At 36.9% G+C, this 23267-nt stretch carries 25 protein-coding genes and 2 pseudogenes; 19 read left to right on the forward strand and 8 right to left on the reverse strand.

The annotated features are described in order from the left end of the window. Positions 1-5: 5 nt before the first annotated feature. Together ACZ427_RS01440 and ACZ427_RS01445 are read right to left on the reverse strand one after the other, a co-directional pair. Positions 6-917, reverse strand: a complete 912-nt coding sequence (locus tag ACZ427_RS01440; RefSeq protein ID WP_461176413.1) for a DUF6731 family protein — start codon at positions 915-917, stop codon at positions 6-8. Between the two features lie 410 nt (positions 918-1327). Further along, positions 1328-1639 (reverse strand): hypothetical protein, encoded by a 312-nt coding sequence (locus ACZ427_RS01445; protein ID WP_461176414.1) that lies wholly within the window; start codon positions 1637-1639, stop codon positions 1328-1330. Between the two features lie 86 nt (positions 1640-1725). Between ACZ427_RS01445 and ACZ427_RS01450 the strand changes: the two genes are divergently transcribed. After that, complete coding sequence (locus ACZ427_RS01450; RefSeq protein ID WP_461176415.1) at positions 1726-1848, forward strand: hypothetical protein; 123 nt, start codon at positions 1726-1728, stop codon at positions 1846-1848. A 131-nt stretch (positions 1849-1979) separates the two neighbouring features. On the opposite strand, the gene ACZ427_RS01455 is transcribed toward ACZ427_RS01450, so the two are convergent. The 3 genes from ACZ427_RS01455 to ACZ427_RS01465 all read right to left on the reverse strand — a co-directional run bounded on the left by ACZ427_RS01455 (position 1980) and on the right by ACZ427_RS01465 (position 3899). Beyond that, positions 1980-2933 (reverse strand): DnaD domain-containing protein, encoded by a 954-nt coding sequence (locus ACZ427_RS01455; RefSeq protein ID WP_461176416.1) that lies wholly within the window; start codon positions 2931-2933, stop codon positions 1980-1982. A 68-nt stretch (positions 2934-3001) separates the two neighbouring features. Further along, on the reverse strand, positions 3002-3556 hold the full coding sequence (locus ACZ427_RS01460; RefSeq protein WP_461176417.1) for an RNA polymerase sigma factor: 555 nt from the start codon (positions 3554-3556) through the stop codon (positions 3002-3004). 109 nt (positions 3557-3665) lie between these two features. Further along, a complete protein-coding gene (locus tag ACZ427_RS01465) occupies positions 3666-3899 on the reverse strand; it encodes a helix-turn-helix domain-containing protein (protein WP_461176418.1) in 234 nt (77 codons plus the stop codon). A gap of 481 nt (positions 3900-4380) precedes the next feature. Between ACZ427_RS01465 and ACZ427_RS01470 the strand changes: the two genes are divergently transcribed. From ACZ427_RS01470 to ACZ427_RS01480, 3 genes are all read left to right on the forward strand, one after another. Continuing rightward, entirely contained in the window at positions 4381-6096 is a 1716-nt protein-coding gene (locus tag ACZ427_RS01470) for an ATP-dependent nuclease (protein WP_461176419.1), read from the forward strand. A 241-nt stretch (positions 6097-6337) separates the two neighbouring features. After that, on the forward strand, positions 6338-6970 hold the full coding sequence (locus tag ACZ427_RS01475; protein ID WP_461176420.1) for an HNH endonuclease signature motif containing protein: 633 nt from the start codon (positions 6338-6340) through the stop codon (positions 6968-6970). Between the two features lie 146 nt (positions 6971-7116). Next, positions 7117-7533 (forward strand): VanZ family protein, encoded by a 417-nt coding sequence (locus ACZ427_RS01480; protein ID WP_461176421.1) that lies wholly within the window; start codon positions 7117-7119, stop codon positions 7531-7533. Between the two features lie 355 nt (positions 7534-7888). On the opposite strand, the gene ACZ427_RS01485 is transcribed toward ACZ427_RS01480, so the two are convergent. Beyond that, complete coding sequence (locus ACZ427_RS01485) at positions 7889-8146, reverse strand: helix-turn-helix domain-containing protein (protein ID WP_461176422.1); 258 nt, start codon at positions 8144-8146, stop codon at positions 7889-7891. 341 nt (positions 8147-8487) lie between these two features. Here ACZ427_RS01485 and ACZ427_RS01490 point away from each other — a divergent pair, with 341 nt between their 5' ends. The 9 genes and pseudogenes from ACZ427_RS01490 to ACZ427_RS01530 all read left to right on the forward strand — a co-directional run bounded on the left by ACZ427_RS01490 (position 8488) and on the right by ACZ427_RS01530 (position 14770). Continuing rightward, entirely contained in the window at positions 8488-8859 is a 372-nt protein-coding gene (locus tag ACZ427_RS01490) for a sigma factor (protein ID WP_461176423.1), read from the forward strand. Positions 8860-9121: 262 nt separating this feature from the next. Next, the gene (locus tag ACZ427_RS01495) at positions 9122-10126 is read left to right on the forward strand and encodes a DnaD domain-containing protein (RefSeq protein WP_461176424.1); all 1005 of its coding nucleotides are present in this window, start codon (positions 9122-9124) and stop codon (positions 10124-10126) included. After that, the gene (locus ACZ427_RS01500) at positions 10107-10274 is read left to right on the forward strand and encodes a hypothetical protein (protein WP_461176425.1); all 168 of its coding nucleotides are present in this window, start codon (positions 10107-10109) and stop codon (positions 10272-10274) included. The genes ACZ427_RS01495 and ACZ427_RS01500 overlap by 20 nt, the downstream gene beginning before the upstream one ends. A 401-nt stretch (positions 10275-10675) precedes the next feature. Continuing rightward, positions 10676-10882: pseudogene (locus tag ACZ427_RS01505) on the forward strand (flagellin N-terminal helical domain-containing protein); the annotation flags it as partial. A gap of 283 nt (positions 10883-11165) precedes the next feature. Further along, positions 11166-12014, forward strand: a pseudogene (locus tag ACZ427_RS01510) (flagellin N-terminal helical domain-containing protein); the annotation flags it as partial. Positions 12015-12381: 367 nt separating this feature from the next. Beyond that, positions 12382-12495, forward strand: a complete 114-nt coding sequence (locus tag ACZ427_RS01515; RefSeq protein WP_420874397.1) for a flagellin — start codon at positions 12382-12384, stop codon at positions 12493-12495. Positions 12496-12741: 246 nt separating this feature from the next. Beyond that, complete coding sequence (locus ACZ427_RS01520) at positions 12742-12978, forward strand: hypothetical protein (protein WP_464883503.1); 237 nt, start codon at positions 12742-12744, stop codon at positions 12976-12978. After that, complete coding sequence (locus tag ACZ427_RS01525) at positions 12971-14242, forward strand: ComEC/Rec2 family competence protein (protein WP_461176426.1); 1272 nt, start codon at positions 12971-12973, stop codon at positions 14240-14242. The genes ACZ427_RS01520 and ACZ427_RS01525 overlap by 8 nt, the downstream gene beginning before the upstream one ends. 321 nt (positions 14243-14563) lie before the next feature. After that, positions 14564-14770: a hypothetical protein gene (locus tag ACZ427_RS01530; RefSeq protein ID WP_461176427.1), complete on the forward strand. Its 207-nt coding sequence runs from the start codon at positions 14564-14566 to the stop codon at positions 14768-14770. 571 nt (positions 14771-15341) lie between these two features. Here the strand turns inward: ACZ427_RS01530 and ACZ427_RS01535 are convergent. Continuing rightward, a complete protein-coding gene (locus tag ACZ427_RS01535) occupies positions 15342-16256 on the reverse strand; it encodes a LysR family transcriptional regulator (protein WP_461176428.1) in 915 nt (304 codons plus the stop codon). 145 nt (positions 16257-16401) lie between these two features. Here ACZ427_RS01535 and ACZ427_RS01540 point away from each other — a divergent pair, with 145 nt between their 5' ends. The 5 genes from ACZ427_RS01540 to ACZ427_RS01560 are packed head-to-tail and all read left to right on the forward strand — an operon-like array spanning position 16402 to position 21642. After that, positions 16402-17769 carry a phenylacetate--CoA ligase family protein gene (locus ACZ427_RS01540; RefSeq protein ID WP_461176429.1) on the forward strand — a complete coding sequence of 456 codons (1368 nt, stop codon included), beginning with the start codon at positions 16402-16404 and terminating at the stop codon, positions 17767-17769. A 20-nt stretch (positions 17770-17789) separates the two neighbouring features. After that, positions 17790-18749 (forward strand): amidohydrolase family protein, encoded by a 960-nt coding sequence (locus ACZ427_RS01545; protein WP_461176430.1) that lies wholly within the window; start codon positions 17790-17792, stop codon positions 18747-18749. A gap of 9 nt (positions 18750-18758) precedes the next feature. Next, positions 18759-19250: a TRAP transporter small permease gene (locus ACZ427_RS01550; RefSeq protein ID WP_461176431.1), complete on the forward strand. Its 492-nt coding sequence runs from the start codon at positions 18759-18761 to the stop codon at positions 19248-19250. Continuing rightward, positions 19240-20550, forward strand: coding sequence for a TRAP transporter large permease (locus ACZ427_RS01555; protein WP_461176432.1), 1311 nt, complete (start codon positions 19240-19242; stop codon positions 20548-20550). The genes ACZ427_RS01550 and ACZ427_RS01555 overlap by 11 nt, the downstream gene beginning before the upstream one ends. 21 nt (positions 20551-20571) lie before the next feature. Beyond that, complete coding sequence (locus ACZ427_RS01560; RefSeq protein ID WP_461176433.1) at positions 20572-21642, forward strand: TRAP transporter substrate-binding protein; 1071 nt, start codon at positions 20572-20574, stop codon at positions 21640-21642. Positions 21643-21909: 267 nt separating this feature from the next. Here the strand turns inward: ACZ427_RS01560 and ACZ427_RS01565 are convergent, their stop codons facing one another. Then, positions 21910-22170, reverse strand: a complete 261-nt coding sequence (locus tag ACZ427_RS01565; protein WP_461176434.1) for a hypothetical protein — start codon at positions 22168-22170, stop codon at positions 21910-21912. A gap of 640 nt (positions 22171-22810) precedes the next feature. Between ACZ427_RS01565 and ACZ427_RS01570 the strand changes: the two genes are divergently transcribed. Then, complete coding sequence (locus ACZ427_RS01570) at positions 22811-23263, forward strand: VOC family protein (protein WP_461176435.1); 453 nt, start codon at positions 22811-22813, stop codon at positions 23261-23263. Positions 23264-23267 lie beyond the last annotated feature (4 nt).

Raw genomic sequence — 23267 nt, forward strand, 5'->3', positions numbered from 1 at the left:
TATAATCACCTCGGTATTCTGTTAACTACCCCATCACCATCCTCACCAAAGTAAATATCACGCATTTTGTCAAATACAGCATCTGGCCTTAGGTTTCTATTTTCTCTAAAATCAAAACTTCCAATATTAAATAGCTTTTGCTCTATTAAATCATATTTTTCTACATTAGACTCATCATCGAACCTTGCGTATACCTGAGCTTTGCTTACATTTTGTCTCTCTGAAATATTTCTTATGAGTCTTTTTATTGCCCCTTCGCCCATCTCCCTATCCCTTTCTCTTCCTACAGATAAAGTTACATCAAGAGAGGAAGCTTCATATTGAGTAACTCGATGAGTAAGAAAACTTAAATCATCCTCCATGTTTATTTCATGGCCTAGGTCATCCACTCGGACAATCAACTTCCGAATTTGGCTGCTATCTAAAACTTCCTGGAGGGCATTTTGATGTAAAATAGGATTTATTTCGAAGTTATATTGATTCAATTCTCTTTCGTTTAACCTTCGATATAAATCCCCCAAAAACATTTCCAATGCCGATGGAGAAAGGGAATTTTTATTTCTTTGTATCATTAATACTCTATTGTGCACGTCATACAACAAACTTACTTCCTCGCCTATAAATTCATTTTCTTCTAAATCTATAGGTTCAGACTCTCTTTCAAATGAAGATTTTACTGGAAGATTAAAATCCCTGAGCCTTTCAAAACAAATCTGCCAGCATCTAATATCCTCATGCCAAAAAAGGTGTTCCAACTTTGCTATTTCGTTATTGAATTCATATCTAATCACTTCCCCGTTTACCTTTAGATGATAAAGGTGATTTAACATAGTGTCTAATTCAATTCTTTGCATTTCCTGATTTTGAATATTAACTAGGTTAGGACGATAATATTCAAATTTTACGTTTTTTCTCAACCTACACAACTCCTTTCCTAAATACTTCGACAAAAGGATTTGTTTTCCTCCAAATATTTTAAAATTATATACAGATAATACCTGATATTAAAGTGCGATAGAAACATTAGATTACTATATTTATTAAATTTATTATCTTACCCGAAAATTTCATTCAATTATAAAAAATACATAGGCATTAAAGCGAGATATTGTTTTATTTTTAATCAAAGACTAACAGATGAAATGGTACCTATACATGATATACTCGCTTTTAGTGTATCTATGTATAGGTACTATTTTTTAGTGGAGCTTATTATTTAGAAAATATGTGCAATTTGCGTGCTCTACACTATATTAAATTTTATTTGTGGCAAGTGTAATCGCTCTTAACGATCATTTATTGCTCGAGATATAATACCTCAATAAAATTAATTAAGTACTCCTGGCAGCGGATTCAAAAGCATCAACATCTCCAAACCAGTTAAGTCCGGAAGCCTTTCCAGAAAAGAATCAAGCTCCTCCCGGCTTTGAAAGCTAAAGGCAGCCAATTCCTGTATCGGCTCGTATGTTTCACCTTCAAAGACGGTTAATTGAAACAACCGCAAAATGAAAGTGGGACCTTCTTGCTCCGATAGCGCAGCCACTCCAATAAGGTCATTTAATGGTGTAAATATTGTTGTTTCTATTTGCCTGTTTTCTAGTAATTCATCCGGAAAATATACAGTTTTCTCTGAATTCATCTCGTAGCCTCCACATTTTAATAAATTTATAATAGCACTTGATTGAGGGCCTGTCACTACCTTTTTGTCAAAATTGGAGAAATAGATTGAAATTTAAAGAAATCATTTTCACCATGCAATTTGGATACGTACAAGCTACATACGTAGCCATTGTTAAACGGAAGGATGTAACAGGGGTAAACCTTCTAGGAGCAATGATGAAAGCGTAAAGAAGTTTGTGGAGCGGTATGAGTAACGCATACTCTTTTATAGGCGTGTACGGGAATCGAGGGTGGTGTCTCGGAGCCTGTTGACAATAAAGGAGAGTTCCATGTTTGCAACTCTCTTTTGGCTTAGACAGTCAACAACTGGTCACGCTCTGCACGCGCTTCTTCGTGGATATTTTCGCAAGTAGCTCCCCAATCTCTTCTGCCTCCTTAGCTGCTTCATCAGGGTCTGGAACGGCTTTCGGCTGCATGTATTGTCCAGCATGCTTTTCTTGTCGCTTCAGCTCTGTAAACCAATCAGGCACATTTTCCTCATGCTGCTGACGATAGGGAATGCCGGATTTCTTTGGTCTTCGCTGTTTGAATTCGATTTCCTCTTTTTCCGCTTCCTCCACGGTCGTAATGCCTTTCTGTTTCCATGCTTTCAAGATACCTTTCGCATAACGCCATGTCTTTCCTTGAGCCAACGCCAATTTCATCGCATGTAATACTAAATCTTCTCCCACATCGAACATCCAGCCAATGATATCTTCTGCGAGGAAGGGGGAGGTTCTGCCGAAATTTTCTTCGTAGAAATGGATGGGGTCTGGTGTTACTGCTTGGTCTTGTTTTGTATTGTCTGTGTTTTGTCTTTGTTTAAGTAATGGGTCGGCAGTGTGGTCGCTACTGTGGTCGGTTGTATGGCCTGGAGTGTTGTTTGGTCTGTGGTCTGTACTGTGAGTCGAAGGATCAGCAGGTGTGGATGTTTCACAGTGGTGTGGGAAGCTGCTAGGTTGTTGATGGGTGTCTTCCTCCTGCTGGAAATCCACTTGCTGGGAGATCATCTGATACATTGCTGCGCGGTTACTGCCACGGCTTTGGAAAGTGATATAACCATTGTCCTGAAGTTCTTTTCGGGCTGTTTTAAAGGCGGTTGCTTTCAGTCCTGCTTTTAACTGCAGCATGGAGGCGGCGACGGAGAATTCCTTCTTCCAGCCACATCGATTATTGAAATGCATGAGCGTATGCCACAGAGCTACGGCTGAGCTGGAGATTGGTTGAAAATCAATTCGGTTATAAAATGCATTCATTTCTTTTATGTAATTCATGTTTCTTACTCCTTATCCATTTCATTTTTGCGGTGCGCCCGTGAATGACGGACGCACCAGTGTGCTATTTATTCATTGTTTGTTAGCATTTGGCGGAATTCATCCGTCCTGAGTTTACGGCGCACCTGTCTGCCCCAGCTTTTAACGGCATCAGCTGTGGTGTTTTCCTGGATGGCGATGTCCTTGATCGACATATCTTCATTTACGGCATAATATACCCATTTCCATTGGTTCGTTGTCAGTCGGGATTTCAGTTGACGTAAGAGTGTGGGGTTGTCCGATAGAAGTTCAGAAAGGGCTGTTGGTGTATGTGATCTTTCTATAGGAGGTTGAATGTTTCTGTCTTCTGTATTGTATTGTTCCAGGATGGTTTGTAGATGTTGTTTTTCGCGGCTTTCCTTACGCAGGAGATCAATCAGGCGGTTGCGAATCATGAAATTGAAGTAGGTCGCCATCGGGCCCTTATCCGGATCATACTTCCTGTAAGCATTCCACATCGCGCAGAGTCCTTCTTGAAAGTATTCCTGTTGGGGATCACGGAGGTTTAGCCGGTGGATCTGATAATGGATCCGGCGCTTGTTTTGCTGGTAAATCTCTTCAAATGTTGATTTCTTATTGGTCATGGTTTTGCTCCTTTTGTGAAGTAGATAAAGGAGGGAGGGCAGGGGGTAAGCAAAGAATTAGAACGATCCGCAGTAGTAGATAGAAACGCCCGAGGATCAGAGGTCTGGTTTAGGTGTCATCATCCTGTTGGATTTGATCAATCATTGGACAAGGAAGATTTAATGCCTTCGATAGATTGTAAAGGGTTAGATATGTAGGATTCTCTTCGCCTCTTTCCAGTCTGCTTATATACTTATCGCTTAAATGGGAATCTTCCGCTAATTTTGCCTGTGTCATAAGATTCATTTTTCGGTGTTTCCGGTAATATTGCCCCAATTGTTGCAGCGCAGTATATTGGTCCAACTTCCACCCCTCCTTCTCAAGAATAATTATCCTTGGAGGGGAGGGAAATTAATACAATCTATATAGCACTTTTGTTGAGTTTGGGAAACAATTTTGTTGGGAGGTGGAGTTGCTGTTTTGGCCCGGTTTTATGATGAAGTTTTGGGGAGGTAGACCACGCTTTGCGGTATGTATGTCAATCAATATGAAATCTTCAATCCGTAGGATTGAAATGTTTTCAATTAAGTATTTTTGCAAATTTCTTTAAGTGTGTGTCCCTCGCATAGGATTTGGGAGCCAGTCCCTAGTACTTCTCCCTAATTTTTTCCTTGTTTGAAGAGACAATAATGCTGGTATTATTATATAAATCGTTAAATGGAAGAATAGATTAGTTTCCGTTTGGTTTATTGATAGCTTTTCTTACAAATTTGGATAAGTACTTAATGAAATGGTTATATATGGTAAAATATAATCAGAATCTACTTAAGGGGGAAATGTTTCAATGAGGCTGAAAAGATTTAGCGTTACGAATTATAAGGTATTTAAAGAAACTTTTAACATTGATTTTTCCACAGACTCAATTGCAATATTAACTGGAAGAAATAATACCGGTAAATCAACTATATTAGAAGCAATCAATTGTTTCTTTCTAAAGGAAACGAAAGCAAAAACCATTCCGAATGATTGCTTCTCAGTGAGGAATCAAGATATTATACTAAAAGCAGTATTTAAGTCCGGTGAGGATGAAATTACTATTGAAAAGAAATATAAAGAAGAATCTGCTCCTAAATTTTATGATGATGAAGGTAAGGAAATTAAAAACACCCATCCACTAAGAGAAACCCTTGAAGAGATTCATAATAATAAGCCATTCTATATAACTCCATCTATGTTACCTGATGACATTAACGATCTAATTCAAAGTATTTACTCAGAGATTATAAAAAGTGATTTACAAAAACTTGAAGAAATTGATGAAAATTCTGAAGAAGAAAAAGACATGATGGAGTTGGCGCAGGAATATTCTCAAATAAAAGAGTCTTACCCCAGGTTTTTAAGGAAGCTTAAATTAAATACGGATGAAATATTGAAACAGGTAAGTAATGATGTCTCAGACGATTTGCGTATTTTGTTTTCAAATAAATTTTTGTCCATTAATATAAAAGGTGGGGAAAGTGAAGGTTTTTCTTCAAATGACATATTAAAGTCTACAAATTCAAGCGTTGATATTGATAGTAATAAGCAAACTGAAATGCCTTTATCTAATCAAGGGACAGGTTTACAACGAATGAGTCTTATATATCTTATTCAAAATATGATACAGAATAAGCTCTTAGGAGAAAATGACGATAAGTTATTGCTGATAGATGAGCCTGAAGCATTCTTACATCCAGAAGCAGTTCGGGCTCTTAGCCGTTCTTTATATAAAATTGGTGAAAAGATGCCTTTAATGATATCAACTCATTCACCAATACTAATAGATCTTTCTCAAAAACATACATCTATTCAAGTATTTCGTGTTGATGATAAGGAAGCAGTCCAATTATTTAATTCTATTCACGATCAATTTGACGAGAATGATATTCAAAATATGAAGATACTAAATTATGTAGATTCTTATGTGAACGAATTCTTCTTCGCCGATAAGATTTTAATTGTAGAAGGGGATACAGAATATATTGCGTTTAAACATCTTGCTAATATAAAAGAAGAGAATGTACATATAATTCGTGCTAGAGGTAAATCTACAATTGGAACTATAATGAAAATTTTAAATCAATTTAATTCTAATTACGATGTATTACATGATGTTGATAATCATTTAAGCTATTCCTCTACCGCTTTAAAAGCTCAAAAGACGAACTGTAAAAATATATTTAATCTCAAGAAAAATAATGACACACGAATATTTTCTTCAATCTCTAATTTTGAGAATGCTATTGGTATTGGGGATGTATCAAATGATAAAAAAACACAGACAATATATCAGATTCTCCATGATTCATCTGATGGAGATAAGTGTGAGAAAGCTAGAAAAATGGTAGAGGAATTATTTGATCGAATTGTAAAACGAGATGAAGAGATAAATATAGGTGAGGGGTTTCGTAGAATAAATAGCGAAACAGATTATGATGATTTATTTGCTGGACCGATAGAACATAAAATTTATAAAGAAGCTGAAGAAAAGGAAAGACAAAAAGAAAGCTCTAATATTTGAATCAATTTCATAATTGCTCTCTTTAAAATACAAAGATGAGACGAATGAAATGCAGGTGCCTGTCACTTCCCGATTTTTGTCACAATATGCCGGATTTACTATATATAAAAGATTATAATTAATCTACTTAATATTATAGAATGAGGTGAGGATAATCTCTAGTAGATATATTCCTTTAGAAATAAAACGTGAATTGAGGCAAGAGGGTATATTTGGATGTGTACTATGCGGAAGCCCGATCGTGGAATATCATCATATCATTCCTTTTCACCAAGTTAAGTCCCACAACGTGAAGGAAATGGTGGTACTATGCCCAGAACATCATCATAGAGCTGACTGCGCTGAAATCCCAAAAGATGTACTTTATCAAGCGAAACAAAATCCTTTTAATGAAAATAAGGAATCGATTTCGAAAGATTTTTTTCTGCTAGATTATCCGTCCTTACAGATAAAAGCTGGATCAAATATATATTTACGTACTCCTGTGTTATTAGAAGTTGATGGTCAACCTCTAATAACGATTAGGGAAGAAGGAAATAAAGCTTTACTCAACGCTAAATTTTTTAATCGTCACAATAAGCTTCTGGCAGAAATTAAGGATAATGAGTGGATCGCTTACAAGAATAAAGAATTATGGGATATACAATATTCACCGGGGCATTTGAAGATCAATAGAGAAAAAGGGAACATATTAATGGATTTTCAAATAAATGGAGATGTTATCATGCTTCGAGCAAAAATGTTTTTTAATGGGTACAAAATTGACTTGCAGCCAAATAAAACCGTATTTGGAGAAAATAATACCATATCTAATAGTACAATATCCGATTGCGGGAAAGGGATAGTTATTTCCACAAGAGCTACTCGCCACTAGTGCATATCCCAATATAATATTTCAAGAAATGACCGCCGGAGCAGTCGTTTTTTTATTGGTTAATAGATTTTTTATTTTTCTCTTGAGAGAAGCCTTCTGCTTTTCCGATCATTTGAATACATTCTGAAAGCTGTGATGTAGTGTTATTGTTACTTATTTTATGGATTATCTTTATATTTATTGCTACGTGTACCCAAGACGTTCACGCATTTCTTGCCCATGGAAATATACATTTTAATTTTACACTGAATCCGGACTGGGATGGTTTTTTACAGTTTTATCCGTTGGCATATGCAAGCAAATTTGAATTTTTCGGTCACGTTCTGATGTTTTTTGTATTCACATGTTTATTAAGGGATTTATTAAAGCATTATCAGCATGTGATTCTCCTTTCAATTAATTACGCATTTCTTACAGAGTTTATACAGGTTTACTTTGGAAGAGGTGCAGATTTCTATGATGTCATTGCTGATGTTGTAGGGGTTTTCCTTGCGGTGGGGATTGCTGCTTGTTGGGATGGGCTTCGGGAAGGGATTGAGGGTGAAGGAAAAGGGGGAGGTTGAGGCGGCTGGAAAAGTCGGTTTATAAGAATAAGTTTTGCTAATTCACTTTCCAGTTTTTATTACATTTTGTCCAAAAATAAAGGTATCCAAAGCGTTTGGAGAAACATCTTGCCCTCATGGTTTGGACCAGTAAACCTATCCCTGTGGTCCGGTCCTATAAAACTGTTAAATCAGAAAAAAATTACATCTAACCAAAGTAGGATGTAATTTTTTTCTATAGCCTTTTTAATCATTCTCAGACTTCTTGTTCGAAAGCTCTTTCGAAACGTTTTGTTTAGAATGGACGGTGTTTTGATAACTTCCAGCCTACCAGATAAACGTATAGATCCTTCATTCGATGTCTCCTGAGGATAGCTTAGGATTTTGCTATCGCTTTTCCTTTTTCGTGTGGTTCCATTTTTCTCATTTGATATTCCTTACCGGTAAGCAGATAATCCAGTGACACATTATGTATCTTCGCAATTTCCACTAATACTTCATAGCTGAATTTTCCTTTTCCATTTTCCCATCTTCCATAGGTGTCTTTAGAATAGCCAAGCTGTATACTCATTTGCCTTTTCGTTAAATTCTTTTCCTCCCGCAGATTTTCTAAACGCTTTAGTAAACCTCCCATGAAATCCTCTCCTTTTTTAGCAGTTAAGAAAGTATAAAACTTTCTTACTGCATAAGTGTGGGCTTCGGCTTTTGCCACAAAGGCTTGGCAAAAGCCAAGTTTTCTAATAAAAAATACCATAATTTTACAATAATATTATATAACCGTTCAATTTGGACGGTTTTCCCAAATTTCAACAATTTTGGAATAAAATAAGAGTAGTTCTTTTTAACTGGGTATATAGTTAGGGGTGATTTTTAAGAAACTCGTATCATCGATGAACGCGTATAAAGTACCTGGGTAAGGACAAATACATATTGAATGTCTAATCAGCGACGCTTTTTAGACCAGGAGGAGCACGAATGATGACGAAAGAGAAAATGACATTTGAAGAAATCTACAAGCAAAACGAACGCAGAATTTACTATCAGATCCACAAATTAAACATAAGCGACCCTCAACAAGTGTTCTACGCCCATGGATTGGTTGCCATGTGGAATGCCTACGAGAAATACGAGTCTGACAAAGGCCCGCTTGCAACCTATTTTAATTACACGATCCGCAACCGAATGATTGATGAAATCCGGAAACAAACGAGAGAAAAAGAAAAGGAAACGCTCTACCTGCAGGAGCAAGAAATTCATTGGAGTGATGGTAATTACCGGCAAAATGAAAACGCTACCTACCCGGTCATAAAACCGCAGGCTACCCGTGTTTATGATGAAGCGTTCTGAAAGGGTATTCAAGCAATACTTACGGAGAATCAGTGGAAATGGGTGGTTTCTTCCATCATTTGGGAAATGCCTCTGAAGGAGATTGCTGCGCGAGAGGGCGTTACGATTGATGCCGTGAAGAGCTGGGGGAGACAGGCGAGGAAGAAACTCAGGGAAGCAAAAATCGTATTGGATTACAGGTGAGGGAGCGTGGGATGTTTCTCGTGCTTCTTTTTAACGGAGGAAATTTTAAAATTTAATAGAGATAAAGGGGAAAATGAAAATGAATTATCTAACGGAAATTCTCAAATTTTATGATCATATTGAGCAAAGCCAACTCTCAGCATCCGCTGTGTCGCTTTGGCATGGGCTGTTGTATACCAATAATAAGGTGAGATGGGCGGAGAAGTTTACGGCGTCCAGTGCTTCGCTCAATATATGGGCCAGATTGCCGTTGAGTACGTTTAAACGCGCTCGTAAGGAGCTTGTAGATAAAGGATATCTTCATTATGAGTCACGCGGTACTGGTCAGGCGCCCGTTTACCAAATGATACCGTTGTCTCAAATCGATTATGGTATGGTGGATATTGCTGAGGCTGAGGAGGAAGTCGTTCCGGCAGCTAATGCCAAAGAGGAAAGCAGCGCGGACAATATGGCAGGGAATGTGGCAGACAAATCGGAGGACAATGGGAACAATCATGATCAGATGCATCAGGGTGTGGACCAAGACGTGGCCCAAGGGATGGACCAAAGCGTGAGCCAAGGTGTGAGCCAACAGGTGGCCCAAAGCGTGGGCCCATTATATAAACATAAATATGACGAGATAAAACCAAAACGAAATAATTATAGATTATCTATGGACATCCGTACCTTTTACAATAACCATTTTATTGGGGAAGTAACAACGCAAATACGCACATCGATGGAAGAACAGGTAGGTGAGCTTGGAGAACCTTTGGTGATGGAGGCAATGAAGCGGGCAGTGGAGCGGAACAAGCTGAGCTGGGGCTATGTGAATGCCATTTGCAAGGCTTGGAAGAAGAAGGGGATTACAACGCTGGAACAGGTTCATGCCGATGAGGAAGCATTCCAAAAGCATCACGCTTATCAGAGGGCTTCTTTGGGGCAGAAAGAGGTTGTACCTGATTGGTTTAAAGACCGGCACAAGGAAGCTAAGCCGAAGAAGCAGGTAGAGGAAGATGAGCTGTCTTCGGAGGAGATTGGGCGGATGCTGGCGGCGATTAGTAGTAAAGGGAAAGGGGCAGGTGATGGAATGGTGCCTTTGTGATGAAGACTATCGCATGAGTAATATTGTTGAAGGAATCGGGGCGGGCACTGGAAGTATTGGGTGTACAGGAGCGATGTGGTTGGTTTTTGTAAAGAATAATTATCGGGCGTTTGTGGATTGGCATAGGGAGTATTACAGGGTGGAGTAGGAATTTGGAAGCAAAAGGTAGTCTCTTTCTTTTTTTATGCACTAATAGTTACATATTAAGATTACATATTAATAATTTTAGTAAAACATTAAACATTGGTAGATCTATACCGATATAAATAATAGATCATCAAGGAGGATGAGAGCGATGGCCCTAACGTTAGGAAGAAAGCCTGGTGAAAAAGTCTATTTAATAGACAATTAGGGACCAGAGATTGAAATTGAAGTAGTAAAAAGAGAAGAAAAGCTAAGTAACTTCACACAGTTACGAATTAGCGCTCCGGACGAATTATTATTCGTGAGGAAATTTACAATGGTAGTAACTCCAATTAAGGAGCTATTATAAATCAGCAAGCCAAATGGATGTGACTTGCTAGAAAACAAAACATGGAGGTAAGAAAAATGATTATCAATCACAACATTTCTGCTCTTAACGCACACCGCCAATTAGGAGCAAACCAAGGTGCAACACAAAATTCATTGGAGAAACTATCTTCAGGTCTTGCAATTAACAAAGCTGGGGATGATGCTGCGGGTCTAGCGATTTCTGAGAAAATGCGTGGACAGATTCGTGGGTTGGAACAAGCATCTACAAATGCTCAAGACGGTAAATAAGAAATGCCGCTCTAAGTAGTAATGCTTAGATGAAAACTCCGTGAATTCGGTGGAACCCCAAACCAAACAAGCAGTGTGGATGGTGGGCAATACCGAGCCAAGCCTAGTGAATTGTAAAGAAAGCTGTAGCTAGGAAGGTGTAACGATCAGGTAGTGAGGATACATACCAATAACCTACCCACGAGCGCGGGGCATCCTAATGGGATGAAGATATGATCTGAACTTTATGGAAACATAAAGAGGTAGTGGATTAAATACCGCTACGGTAACAAATTTGATTTCTCTAATCCAAACTGCTGAAGGTGCTTTGAATGAAACACATTCTATTTTACAACGTATGCGTGAATTGTCTGTTCAAAGTTCGAACGATACAAATACTGATTCTGATCGTGCAGAGTTACAAAAAGAAGTAGACCAGTTAGCAAATGCTTTAACTGATATTTCCGAGGACACAGAATTCAACACTAAGAACCTATTAAAAGGCGATTTTGAAGGAACTTTCCATGTTGGTGCTAATGAAGGGCAAAATTTATCTGTTGCTATTAACGATATGAGTGCTACTGCACTTAAAGCTGGATTTGAAGAAGACACTACTGTTGCAACTGCAGACCTTGGCGCGTTATCAGCTGGATCTAGTTATTCTGTAGTAAGTTTTGATGAAGTAACTGTAACAAATGGAACTACTGATGTTTTAGCCGATGCACGATATGGTTTACAAGATAATGATGGCAACATTGTTGCGGTAAGTGCTGACGGGGGTACCTATACACATATTGGTGCTGCGGCGGTAGAAGATCTAGGTACTTCTGGAGCAGCTCATGCAGACGGTAAAACAACAACATTTGGTACAGAAGTGAAAAATGGGACAGTAACAGTTTCTGCTGAATATGATACTGATGGTGAAGGCGCCATGGGATCTGATGTAACGGCAACAGGTGGTATTAACATTGCATCTCAAACAAATGCTGATGAAGCAATTACAACTATCCAATCAGCTATTGATACAGTTTCAGCTGAACGTTCTAAACTAGGTGCAGTACAAAACCGTTTAGATCACACAATTAACAACCTAGGCACTTCAGCAGAAAATCTAACTGCTGCAGAGTCACGAATTAGAGACGTTGATTATACCGAAGCTGCTTAGAGCAGAGAGCGAGGTACAGTCGTCCTAACTGGGAACGGTTAGCGATTATTACTGGGTGAATTGCTGGAAACCCCTTAGAGCTTGTCTTACCACAACGCAACTGGAAACAGTAAACGTGAAGGTTCGAAAAAAAGACAAGAATGGGCAATCAGCAGCCAAGCTCCTGTTGAGGAAACTCTGGAGAAGGTTCAACGACTAGAATATACCACCTAATGCGTAAGCGATGGTGATGAAATTCATAGGTGAAAGATGGAGCCGCAAATCCATTTGAATCCGAAGTGCCCAGCCCCTACTCACGTGAGAGGGTGAAGATATAGTCTGGTCATCTATTAAAGTAGATGTTCGCACGATGGCGAAAGAAATGATGGAATTCACAAAGAACAACATCCTTTCACAAGCGGCACAAAGTATGTTAGCTCAATCCCAACAAATGCCACAAGGAGTATTACAACTTCTTCAGTAATTTGATGGGAAGGGCGTCTAATCTGGTAATGGATTAGAGGATAACTGGGTGAATTGCTGGAACTTCCTAAAGTGTTTTGTACCACAACGCAGCTGGAAACGGCAGACGTGAAGGTTTGAAAAACAAAACAATGAAACAATGGATAATCAGCAGCCAAGCGCCTAAGGTGAAAACCTGGCGAAGGTTCAACGACTAGAATGTACTGCCTAACAGCAAATGCTCATGGCAATGAGATTCGTAGGGTGATTGCAATCAATCATTCGAAGTGCCCAGCCCCTTATTGAATATAAGGGTGAAGATATAGTCTATTCTACGATTGAAAGACGTAGCGGCGAAGCAAGCCAACCAACAACCACAAGGTGTTTTACAGTTATTACAATAATATTAGGTTTGAAAGGGACTCAAGCTTTGCTAGAGTCCCTTTCAATTAAAGTTATGATACTGCCACCAAATTTATTTGAAAAGGGAGAAGAAATTGGATAGTCTACTTAGAGGAGAAACGTTTGAGTTTTTTGTAGATGAAGTTTATGCAGTCCCAGAAATAAAGAAAGAAAATAATAATATATCAAAAGGTGTTTCTTTGTTTGGTGCTCTATTAATACCTGATATAAAATCAACTTTTTTTCCTCCCTATCATTTACGGAGAATATTATTTCCAGCAACTTTTCTTTCTAATAATTATTACAATTATTATAGAAGGAAATATCCAACATTAGATAATATAAGTGACGCTGAGTTTAGCGGTAGTATTGTGGAGGGTCAATATTATTCGCTTAGAACGAATGTATTTACAGACTACAGATTCCCTGAGATTTTACCACCGACTTTTCAAACTCTTTTAAATCAATCTAAGCTAGATTCCCCTTATAGAGACAGCTTAACGGATAATATAAATGATGAAGGGCTAGCTTTATTGAATAATGCAGAACATGGAGACGGAGAAAAAATATTACTTTATTGTTTTAATGTCGGTCAAGGAGATTCAATGCTTTTAATATTACCAAACAAAAGTGTATACATAATAGATACTAACTTTTATTCAGGGAGAAAAATTACAGGTTATATTAATAAAATAATTCGAATACTAGAATCGAATGGGATACATTCAAAGAAAATTAAAGGTTTATTAATTACACACAAGCATCTAGACCATATAAGAGGTGCTGCACAAATAATAGACTGTGGAGATTTTGTATTCGAAAATTTCATAATAAATTTTGACTATGTACATTCAAATAAAAAAGTAGAAGAGCTTTTGGATGTTGCAAATAGGAAAATTGCAAATCATATAAATGTAAATAAACAAGATACCTTTTATGAAGGGAAAGTTAAAATTTCTGTATTAAACCCAAAGCCTGATACTTGTAACAAAACAGTGTGTAGCGATTTAAATGACAGTTCAATTGTATTAAAGTTAGAATATGGAGAAAGTAAGGTTTTGTTAAGTGGAGATGCTGGATTTCCGATTACCAATAGTGTTATCAAGGGACAAGCAAATAATTATTTGTTGAAAGTTTCATATCATGCGAGTAGAACTGGTACTGATGAGGTTTTAATGAATAAACTCCATCCATCGTATGCATTTATTTCAGCTGGGAATCACAAGGGCTTTAATCATCCACATAAGGAGGCAACCGATTTACTAAATAAATATGATGTTGATTTTGATATCTCAAAGGAAGTAGGTTCTATGGTTTATGTAATTACCGAAAAGTCTATTATGAAAAATCCATTTAAAGTTACTTGAGTTTAAGTAATTCGTAGAGTGGAGTAGAACAACTCCCACTCAAAGTGCCCAGCTCCTTTTCGGAATAAGGGTGAAAATATAGTCTATTCTATGATCGGAAAACGTAGCGACGAAGCAAGCCAACCAAATGCCTCAAGGGGAATTATAGTTATTACCATAATTTAGATTTGAAAGGGACTCTAGTTTTACTGATCAATTTTCTGTAAGCATAAATCTGAATCAAACAAGCTAGTAAATATATATTATAATCCCGAATCAACTATTAAGCCCTAGTTCCCATTGTGGAATTAGGGCTTATTTTAATTTGGGGAGGAAAAGTGTATGAAAATGTATGGATCGAATGCGGAACAATTGGAATTGTTACATGTAAGGGAGGAGGAAGAGAAGCGAACGCCTGCAAAGCGTGTGATCATTGTTAGCCTAAAGTTAGTAAAGGAATCGAGTATGTTGTACAAGAATCGTTCTGTCAGTAGTCCAGAAGATGGCTATGATTTGTTGAAGCAATTTCTTGGTGAAGTTGATCGGTAGTATTTTGATTATTAAGATTGGTTGCCTTTCACTCCCCGGATTTTGTCGGAAAATAAAGGTATCCAAAGCTGTTGGAGAAGCATCTTGGTAATGAAACCTTTTTTTGATGGATAAGCTTGCCTTAACCATATTTCCCTTACATGGGGGTCCAATCTACTGCATCTTGGTATGCGATTTGTTTTTCAAAGGCATTCACTTCGGCATCCTTAGAAGGGCGTCCCAGTTTTAGACCACTTACCCGAATACCAAACTGCTTGCAGTAGGCCCGGTTCTCTCGTGTCCGAAGATTTGGCCAGCAAGTATGACTTCTGGATAGACACCATACCGGTTGTGATAGACCTCGATGAATCCACGAAGATATTTTCCTTCATGATAGCATTCCAGTCTAATTCGTCCAAAAAGGCAAAGCCGTCCACCATGCTTACCGGGGGTTTGGATCCAGGTTCATCATCGGCACCTGTCTTCCCGCGAACAATTGGACGAAGGTGCGGTTACTGGTGAAAAAGCGAATAAAATCACCACCGATGACTTTTAAGGCAGTCAAGTTGTTTTTCTTGGTGTGAGAATAGAGTTAATAATAATTAATATTGATAAGCTCATTTTCCAGTATTTGAATAAAACTCATCATATCGGGAGGTAAAATTTTGTTATTCAAATATCCGATACCAAGATGGCCTTCATTAAAGTCTCCATTTAATATAAGAGGTTTAACTACAATATCCCCGGAATTTACGTAACGATTATTATAAATTTCGGGTTCTACTTCTATAGCAATCGCCAAATTGTTTTTTACAGTCTCGCTAATAGTTTGGTTATTCTGAGTCGTTAGTAACTCCTCAAATTCCCCGTACAACTGACGATATTTTGAAAAAAACCAGTTCATATATTCTCCATTATAAGTTATAAAAGTTTCGTGTTTTAAGTCTGTGGGTGTTAAAGCTCTTTTACTTGACAGGGGAGATTTTTTAGATAAAAAAACGAACATATTAATTTTTTGAATCTCAATAAAGTTAATTTTCTTTTGATATTGCTCGGTTTCTTCATAGATAGCTAGTATTCCTAGGTCTATATTGGTATCCATCAAGGCCTTAATGATTTTTAGTGAGCTGAATTCAAATAACTCCACATCGAGGTATGGAAATTCCCTTTTAAGTTTTGAAAAGAGATTTGGAATAAAAGGTAAGTGAAGCCCTGATATTATTCCAATATTTAAAGCCTTCTTCTGTACGCTTTTACTATTGGAAAAAGAAAAAATCTTATCGGCCTTTTCAAGTATTTCAGTTGCAGTGTTAATCACAAATTCTCCCGTTTTTGTTATGGTAACGCCATTTCTATTACGTTGAAAAATTTCTATTTTTAATTCACTTTCAAGCTTTAAAATGGATTGACTTAGAGCGGATTGTGAAATGGATAACTCTTTTGCAGCCTTTGAAATATTTTTATGATGGGCAACACTGACTATATATTTTAACTGTTCGAATTGCATGGTTATGCCACCTCATTATATCTAGTTTCTGCCATTAATAATACTTATATCATATATAAGAAATACGACTTTTACAACGAATTATTTCAAGGTTATAATTTAAATATAAATTCAGAATATTTTATCAGGGAGAGTGAATTAACTTATGATAGGAATTAAAACTTCAAAACAGGAAGTAACTTACACTGATCCAGATTTTAATAACAAGAGTGAAGAACAAATATTAAATGAGCAAGAAAAACTTTTAAAAAAACAATTGAAATACGTTTATCGAAATTCTGAGTATTATAGAAAGAGATTCGATGAAATTGATATTAAACCTGAAGAAATAAAGACGTTGGAAGAGTATTATAATTTACCAGTTTTTATGAATAAGGAATTGGAAAGAGAATCTCAACGAGAATCTCAGGAGCGGTTTGGTCATCCATTTGGCATGCATTTGTGCACTTCACCGGATGATATAGCTTTTACTGGTACAACAAGTGGTACATCTGGAAACCCAACTTTTACTTACACTTTTACACAGCAAGACTTAAATTTCCTAAATCGTTATATAGCTCACATGCTTGAATATGGTGGAATACATGCTGGAGAACGAGTACTTTTCAGTCACTCATTAGGCATATATGCTACATCTTCAATTTTGTGGGGACTTCGTGAACACGGGGTATTACCAATAGATGTAGATGTGAGAGCTGGAAGCAATATGATACTTAAGTATGCCCAAATGACCAATCCTTCTGCGATTATGACTACTCCTTCTTTGGCTGAATATCTAATAAATAAGAGTTCTGAAAATGGAATTAATGTTGCTGATTTTGGTTTACAGGCAATTTTTACGGTGGGGGAAATTGGGATTGGTATCCCGGAAATCAAGAAGAAAATTGAAGGCGCTTACAATTGCAGAGTATACGATTATTTAGGAGAACTAGGGTTTTCCTGTGATTCAGATGAATATCATGGTATTCATTGTGTTGCACCAGACTTTAATCTATTTCCAAATAATTTAATAGATCCTGAAACGAAGAAACCAATTGAGATTTATGATGGTGTTATTGGTGAGTTGATTGATACTGAACTGAACATACAAGCATTGCCTAGAATTAGGTACTCTTCAGGGGATATTGTTCAAGTATTTACAAAAGAATGTCCTGGTTGTGGCTTTAAAGGTAAAAGAGTGAGGTTTGTGGGACGTTCGGATGACATGTTGATTATTAAGGGTGCTAATGTCTATCCATCAGTAATTAAGAAGGTTATTGCAAATTTCACACCATATGTAACAGGGGAACTTAGAATAGTTTTAAACTCACCGCCACCAAGGGTAGTACCTCCTCTTGAAATTAAATTGGAATATGGAGAAAAAACAAGTACAGATGATTTGGGCCAATTAGAAGAAAAAATCAAGCGAGCTATGCATACTGAAGCAAGGTTAACACCTAAAATTATTTGGTGTACACCAGGCGAATTGGGCAAAGAAATGACAAAAACACCTCTATTTGAAAAAAATTATTAATTGGATAAGGAGATAGGATAATGATAATAGATTGCTCAAATACTTTACCAGAATTCAGGTTTGATGGTTCTTTTGAAGCCGACCCAAAAAATTCGAAGTATGTTGAATTATTTGGAAGTACCTGGGCAAGATGGGCAGGTATTTCTAAGGAAGATTTCAACTATAGATTGCAAACTATTCCTCAAGAAAAAGTGATGGATGATATTTACAAAGTGCTTAAAAATCAATTTAGTTTTGACAAGTTTTTGGAGATGCTTAACAAAGCTGGAATTACTTATCATGCCATTCACAATATGGATTATGGCCGTGATAAACATGAAAAGCCTGTTGATCATACTTATATTTCAAACCTTATGAAGGATAATCCAGGAAAATTTATAGGGTTTGCCGGTTATAATCCGCATAAAGGTACTGAAAGTATAAAAACTGTCAGGAAAGCTCTATTGGAACAAGGTTACAAGGCTGTGGTCATCCCGCCATATGAACATGGATTGACAGCGGATGATCGCAGATATTATCCATTGTACTCCTTATGTGATGAACTAGGTGTCCCTATATGGATTCATTCTTCTATTAATTATTATGCCGAGACACCTGTATCTATTGACCACCCAAGTAATTTAGAAAAACCTTTAATGGATTTTAAGAACTTAAAAATTATTGCTGGACATGGGGGATGGCCTTGGTTTGATGATTTATTAGCATTATTGCTTAAATATGATAATCTTTTTGTTGATATTTCTGCTTTCCGGCCGAAATATATCGCTCAGCCTAATACAGGTTGGGACATGTTTATGTATTATGCTGATAATTTAATTCAGGATCAAATTGTTTTTGGCTCAGACTGGGTAACAATTGGTATCCCGATAGATAAGATTATATCGGAAATTGAAGACTGGGATTTGAAACCTTCAGTAAGAGAAAAATTGATGTGGAGAAATGCTGACTTTTTATTTGAATTAGGTCTTGCTAATAAATAGGGGTGCTATATGTTAATTCTAAATAAGCTGTTGGGAACTATTCAAAAATTTATAAGGTTTATTGCATCATTAACCATATTTTTGATGATGATATTCATAACAGTTAATGTGTTTTTCCGAATGATAGGTAACCCATTAATAGGAACTGTGGAAATAGTTAAACTTATGATGGTAATCATAATTATGTTTGGTTTGGCTTATTGTGAGTTTGAGAAATTTCACATTTCTGTTGAGATATTTTACGAAAGGTTCCCTAAAAGTATACAAAAATTTTTATTAATATTCTCCTATCTTTTAGGTGCTGCAGTTACTTTATTAATAAGTCTCGTCTATTTTAAAGTTGGGTACAATTCATTTGAAGCAGGTCTGAGACAAACAGAATTATTGCAAATTCCTTTATACCCTTTCGAGTTTGTAATTGCTATAGGCTTTATAATTTGGTTCCTTCAAATAATAGTTAATTTAGTTAGCATTAGAGAGGGGGGAGAAAATGACAGTTGAGTGGATAGGTATTATTGGCATTACACTTGTATTGTTGCTCATTTTTTTAAGAGTTCCTCTCACCTTTTCAATGCTGATAGTAGCTCTAGTGGGGATATATTTTGTAAGGGGATGGGTACCTCTTCAAACTGTCATTGAGACTATTATATGGGAGCAAAGTAACAATTATCTTTTAAGTACAATTCCAATGTTTATCTTAATGGGGGAGTTTATATTCCTGTCAGGTATTAGCACTGAAATCTTCACGACTGCGAGGAAATGGTTTGGCAGAATCAGAGGAGGCCTCGCCATGTCCACAGTAGGAGCTTCAGCAATGTTTGCCGCATCATCAGGATCCAGTGTGGCCACAACAGGGACCATGGGGGTAGTAGCACTAAAAGAAATGGTTAACCACAAATATGATAAGTCACTCGCCAGTGGCTCAATTATATCTGGAGGTACTTTAGGTATTTTGATTCCTCCAAGTACAATGTTTATTGTCTATGGTATGTTGACAGAGCAATCAATCGGCCAGTTGCTAATAGCCGGAATAGTACCTGGTATTTTATTAACGATACTTTTTTCAATAACAGTTTGGTTAGTCATAGTACTTCGTCCATCTATGGCGCCAACAGGTGAACAATATAGTATAAAAGAAAAAATTGCTTCAACAAAATCCTTATTTTGGGTCATCGTAGTATTTTTGATTGTTATCGGTGGTATGTATTTAGGTATTTTTGGTCCTACAGAAGCAGGGGGTATCGGAGCTACAACAACATTCCTTATCGCTTTATATAGAAGGAAAATCAATTTAGAGACTTTATCAAAGGCACTGTCCAACACATTGAAAACTACTGGGTTTATTTTCGCCATTATTTTGGGGGCCTTTCTATTGAATTATTTTTTAGCTATTACTAAAGTGCCTATAATTCTAGCTGAGGTACTTACAAATTTAGGCTTGAATGCCATGGGGATATTATTCCTAATAATTTCCATGTACATTTTATTAGGGGCAATAATGGACGAATTAGCTATGATTGTAATTACCATGCCCATCGTAATTCCTATTATTGAATCACTAGGTTTTGATCTTATTTGGTTCGGTGTAATTATTGTCTTGGTTTGTCAATTGGCATTAATCACTCCGCCGATTGGTATGAACATATATGTTTTAAAGGGGGTTGCTAAAGATGTCAATTTAGTAGAAATATATAAGGGGGCGCTAATTTTTATAATTCCTATTATTTTATTGTTATTGATTTTGAGCTTTTTCCCAGAGATCGTATTATATTTGCCTGAGAAAATGATGTTAAATCAGTAAAAACTAAGGAGGGAGAACAACATGAAAAAAATAATAGTATTTATGTTAAGTGTGGGTTTGGTTTTGTTAGTTGCTTGTAGTGAAGATGCAGCGGGGGATGTAACGGAAAAAAGTGAAGGTGGAGAATCTATTACATTGGTCATGAATAACCACGCACCAGCAACACACCATTTAGCTGTAAATGCATTTGATCCATGGAAAGAATATGTCGAAGAAGAGACAGATGGACGTATTAAAATTGACCTTTATCATGGTGGATCGTTGGGAGACGCAGCTAGTGCATATGACGATATTGTCGGCGGTGCATATGATATAGGTATACCACCTTCAGATTATACGGAAGATACAAGTTTATTCCCTTGGACTTTAAGTGATTTACCGTTTGTTTTTAATGACCCTCAAACCACTTCAGAAGTAGTCTCACAAGTTATGGAGGAATTCGCAGTAGACAAAATGAATGAAAACTTGGTTCACTTGGGAACTGCTGGTCTTGATCCCAGTATGATTATATCTGTAGATTCATTAAGTAGTGCCGAAGAGGTTTTTGATATGAGGATTTCAGCTTCATCCAAAGTTGTGACTGATTTAGTGCAAGAATGGGGGGCTACTCCAGTATCTTTACCATATTCCGAAACATATGAAGCCCTTCAAAGAAATACAACAGATGCCGTGATATATACGGGGGCTGGATCAGTTGGTATGAGTTTTTATGAAGTTGCTCCATACTATGTGGAAGATGTCCATCCTACAACGGGGACATTACCGTTGGTCATTAATAAAGAAGTTTACGACAATATTCCTTCTGATTTAAAAGAACAATTTGATAACGATCTTGCTCCAAAGTTAGTTCAAATGATGAACGACAGCTATGTGAGTGAGATGGAGGCTTTCAAAGGAGAGTTAGAATCACAAGGAGTCAATTTTATTAAATTACCTGAAGAAGATGTAGAGAAATTAAAAGAACCCGGTAAAGTTATTTGGGACCAATGGATTGATAGAGCAAATGAGAAAGGATATGATGGCCAAGGAATAGTTGATCGGACGATTGAACTTTTAGAGGAGAGAGGTGTAGAAGTTAATTTTATTCAGTGACAAGGCTATTAGAAAATATATTATAGAGGATAATCTTGCAGTGTTGCGCATAACTGCAAGATTTTTTTTTTTAATGTAAACGTAGGAGAGTAACATAAACAGTGTAAGTAGTCGTTACTGAATGACTTATATCTTACCCAAAAATAATTGGGCTTATCTATATGGTGTGCGTGTCTGCATAAATGGCTTGTGCCCCTCTGGGGTGCATTGGTACGTATTTTTTCTTTCCTTCGATACCAAGATGTGTCTCCAGTAGCTTGGATACCTTTATTTTCCGACAAACTTCGGGAAGCCAATGATCACTTCTTCGAGGAAGGGGGGAGGTTCGTTGTCAGTCGGGATTTGAGTTGACGTGAGAAGTGTGGGGTTGTCCGATAGAAGTTCAGAAAGGGCTGTTGGTGTATGTAATGTTTCTATAGGGGATTGAACGTTTCTGTTTTCTATGTTGAATTGTTCCAGGATGGTTTGTAGATGTTGTTCTTCGCGGCTTTCCTTGCAGAGGAGATCAATCGGACGGTTGCGGATCATGAAATTGAAGTACGGTTATATTGTCCCAGCAGTAGCAGCGCAGTATATTTTTCCAACTTCAACCCCCTCCTTCTCAAGAATTATTATCCTTGGAGCCGAGGGAAATAAAATCAATATATATAGCACTTTTGTTGAGTTAGGGAAATAGTTTTGGTGGAGGTACTTATACCTATGGCATTACATATATCAATCTCTATTACATTTCTTCAAATCCGTAGAATTGTAATGTTTTATTTGAGAAATAGAAGATATCTCCGAAGTCTCTCCAGAAAATAATGAAGCTCTTACCAGCTTCCAAAGCTAAAGGTGACCATCCTGTGTAGGTTCGTATGTTTTATCGACATCGACAATTAAATTGAAATAAAATAGCCACAAAATGAGAATTGGATCTGTTACTTCCCCCATCAACAAGGATTTTCCGCTGTTTTTGTCGAATTAATTAATATGTTGAAAGGGGATTAGGAATTCTCAATAAAAACCTAGTGAATACCCATTTAATTTCACTAATATTGCATCAATGATGTAATATGCCATCACTTTTTTAACAAGAATGCAGGTTTTAAGGGCTGTTTTTGCCTGATTAAAGTTGGCATGTTTTTTGCTAGATAGTTTGTAAGGAAAAACAGAAGGAGGGATTGGGATGAAGGAAGGAAAAATAAAAGGATTTATTCATAGTGGAATAACCGTTAAGAATCTAGAAAAATCCTTGGAATTTTATGTTGATGTATTGGGATTAGAATTGCTTACTACTCAAACAGTGAATGCTGGCTATATTTTTAATATAGTTGAGATTCCTGGATTAAAAGAAGTAAAAATAGCTTTTGTGAAAGTGCCAGGCGGTAATGAAGTAGAACTATTAGAATATGTGGGGATTAAAACTTATCCTGGAAACACAAGATCATGTGATTATGGCACAGGCCATATTTGTCTTGAGGCTGAAAATTTAGAAGGTATCTATAATGAATTGAAAGCAGAAGGAATAATGTTTCAGTCAGAAAAAGTGGTAACTATTACTTCAGGAGCAAACAAAGGAGCTAAGGCAGTTTATATGTTTGATCCAGATGGTTATATTATTGAGCTTATGGAAAGATAACGAG

The organism is Virgibacillus ainsalahensis, from assembly GCF_055380755.1.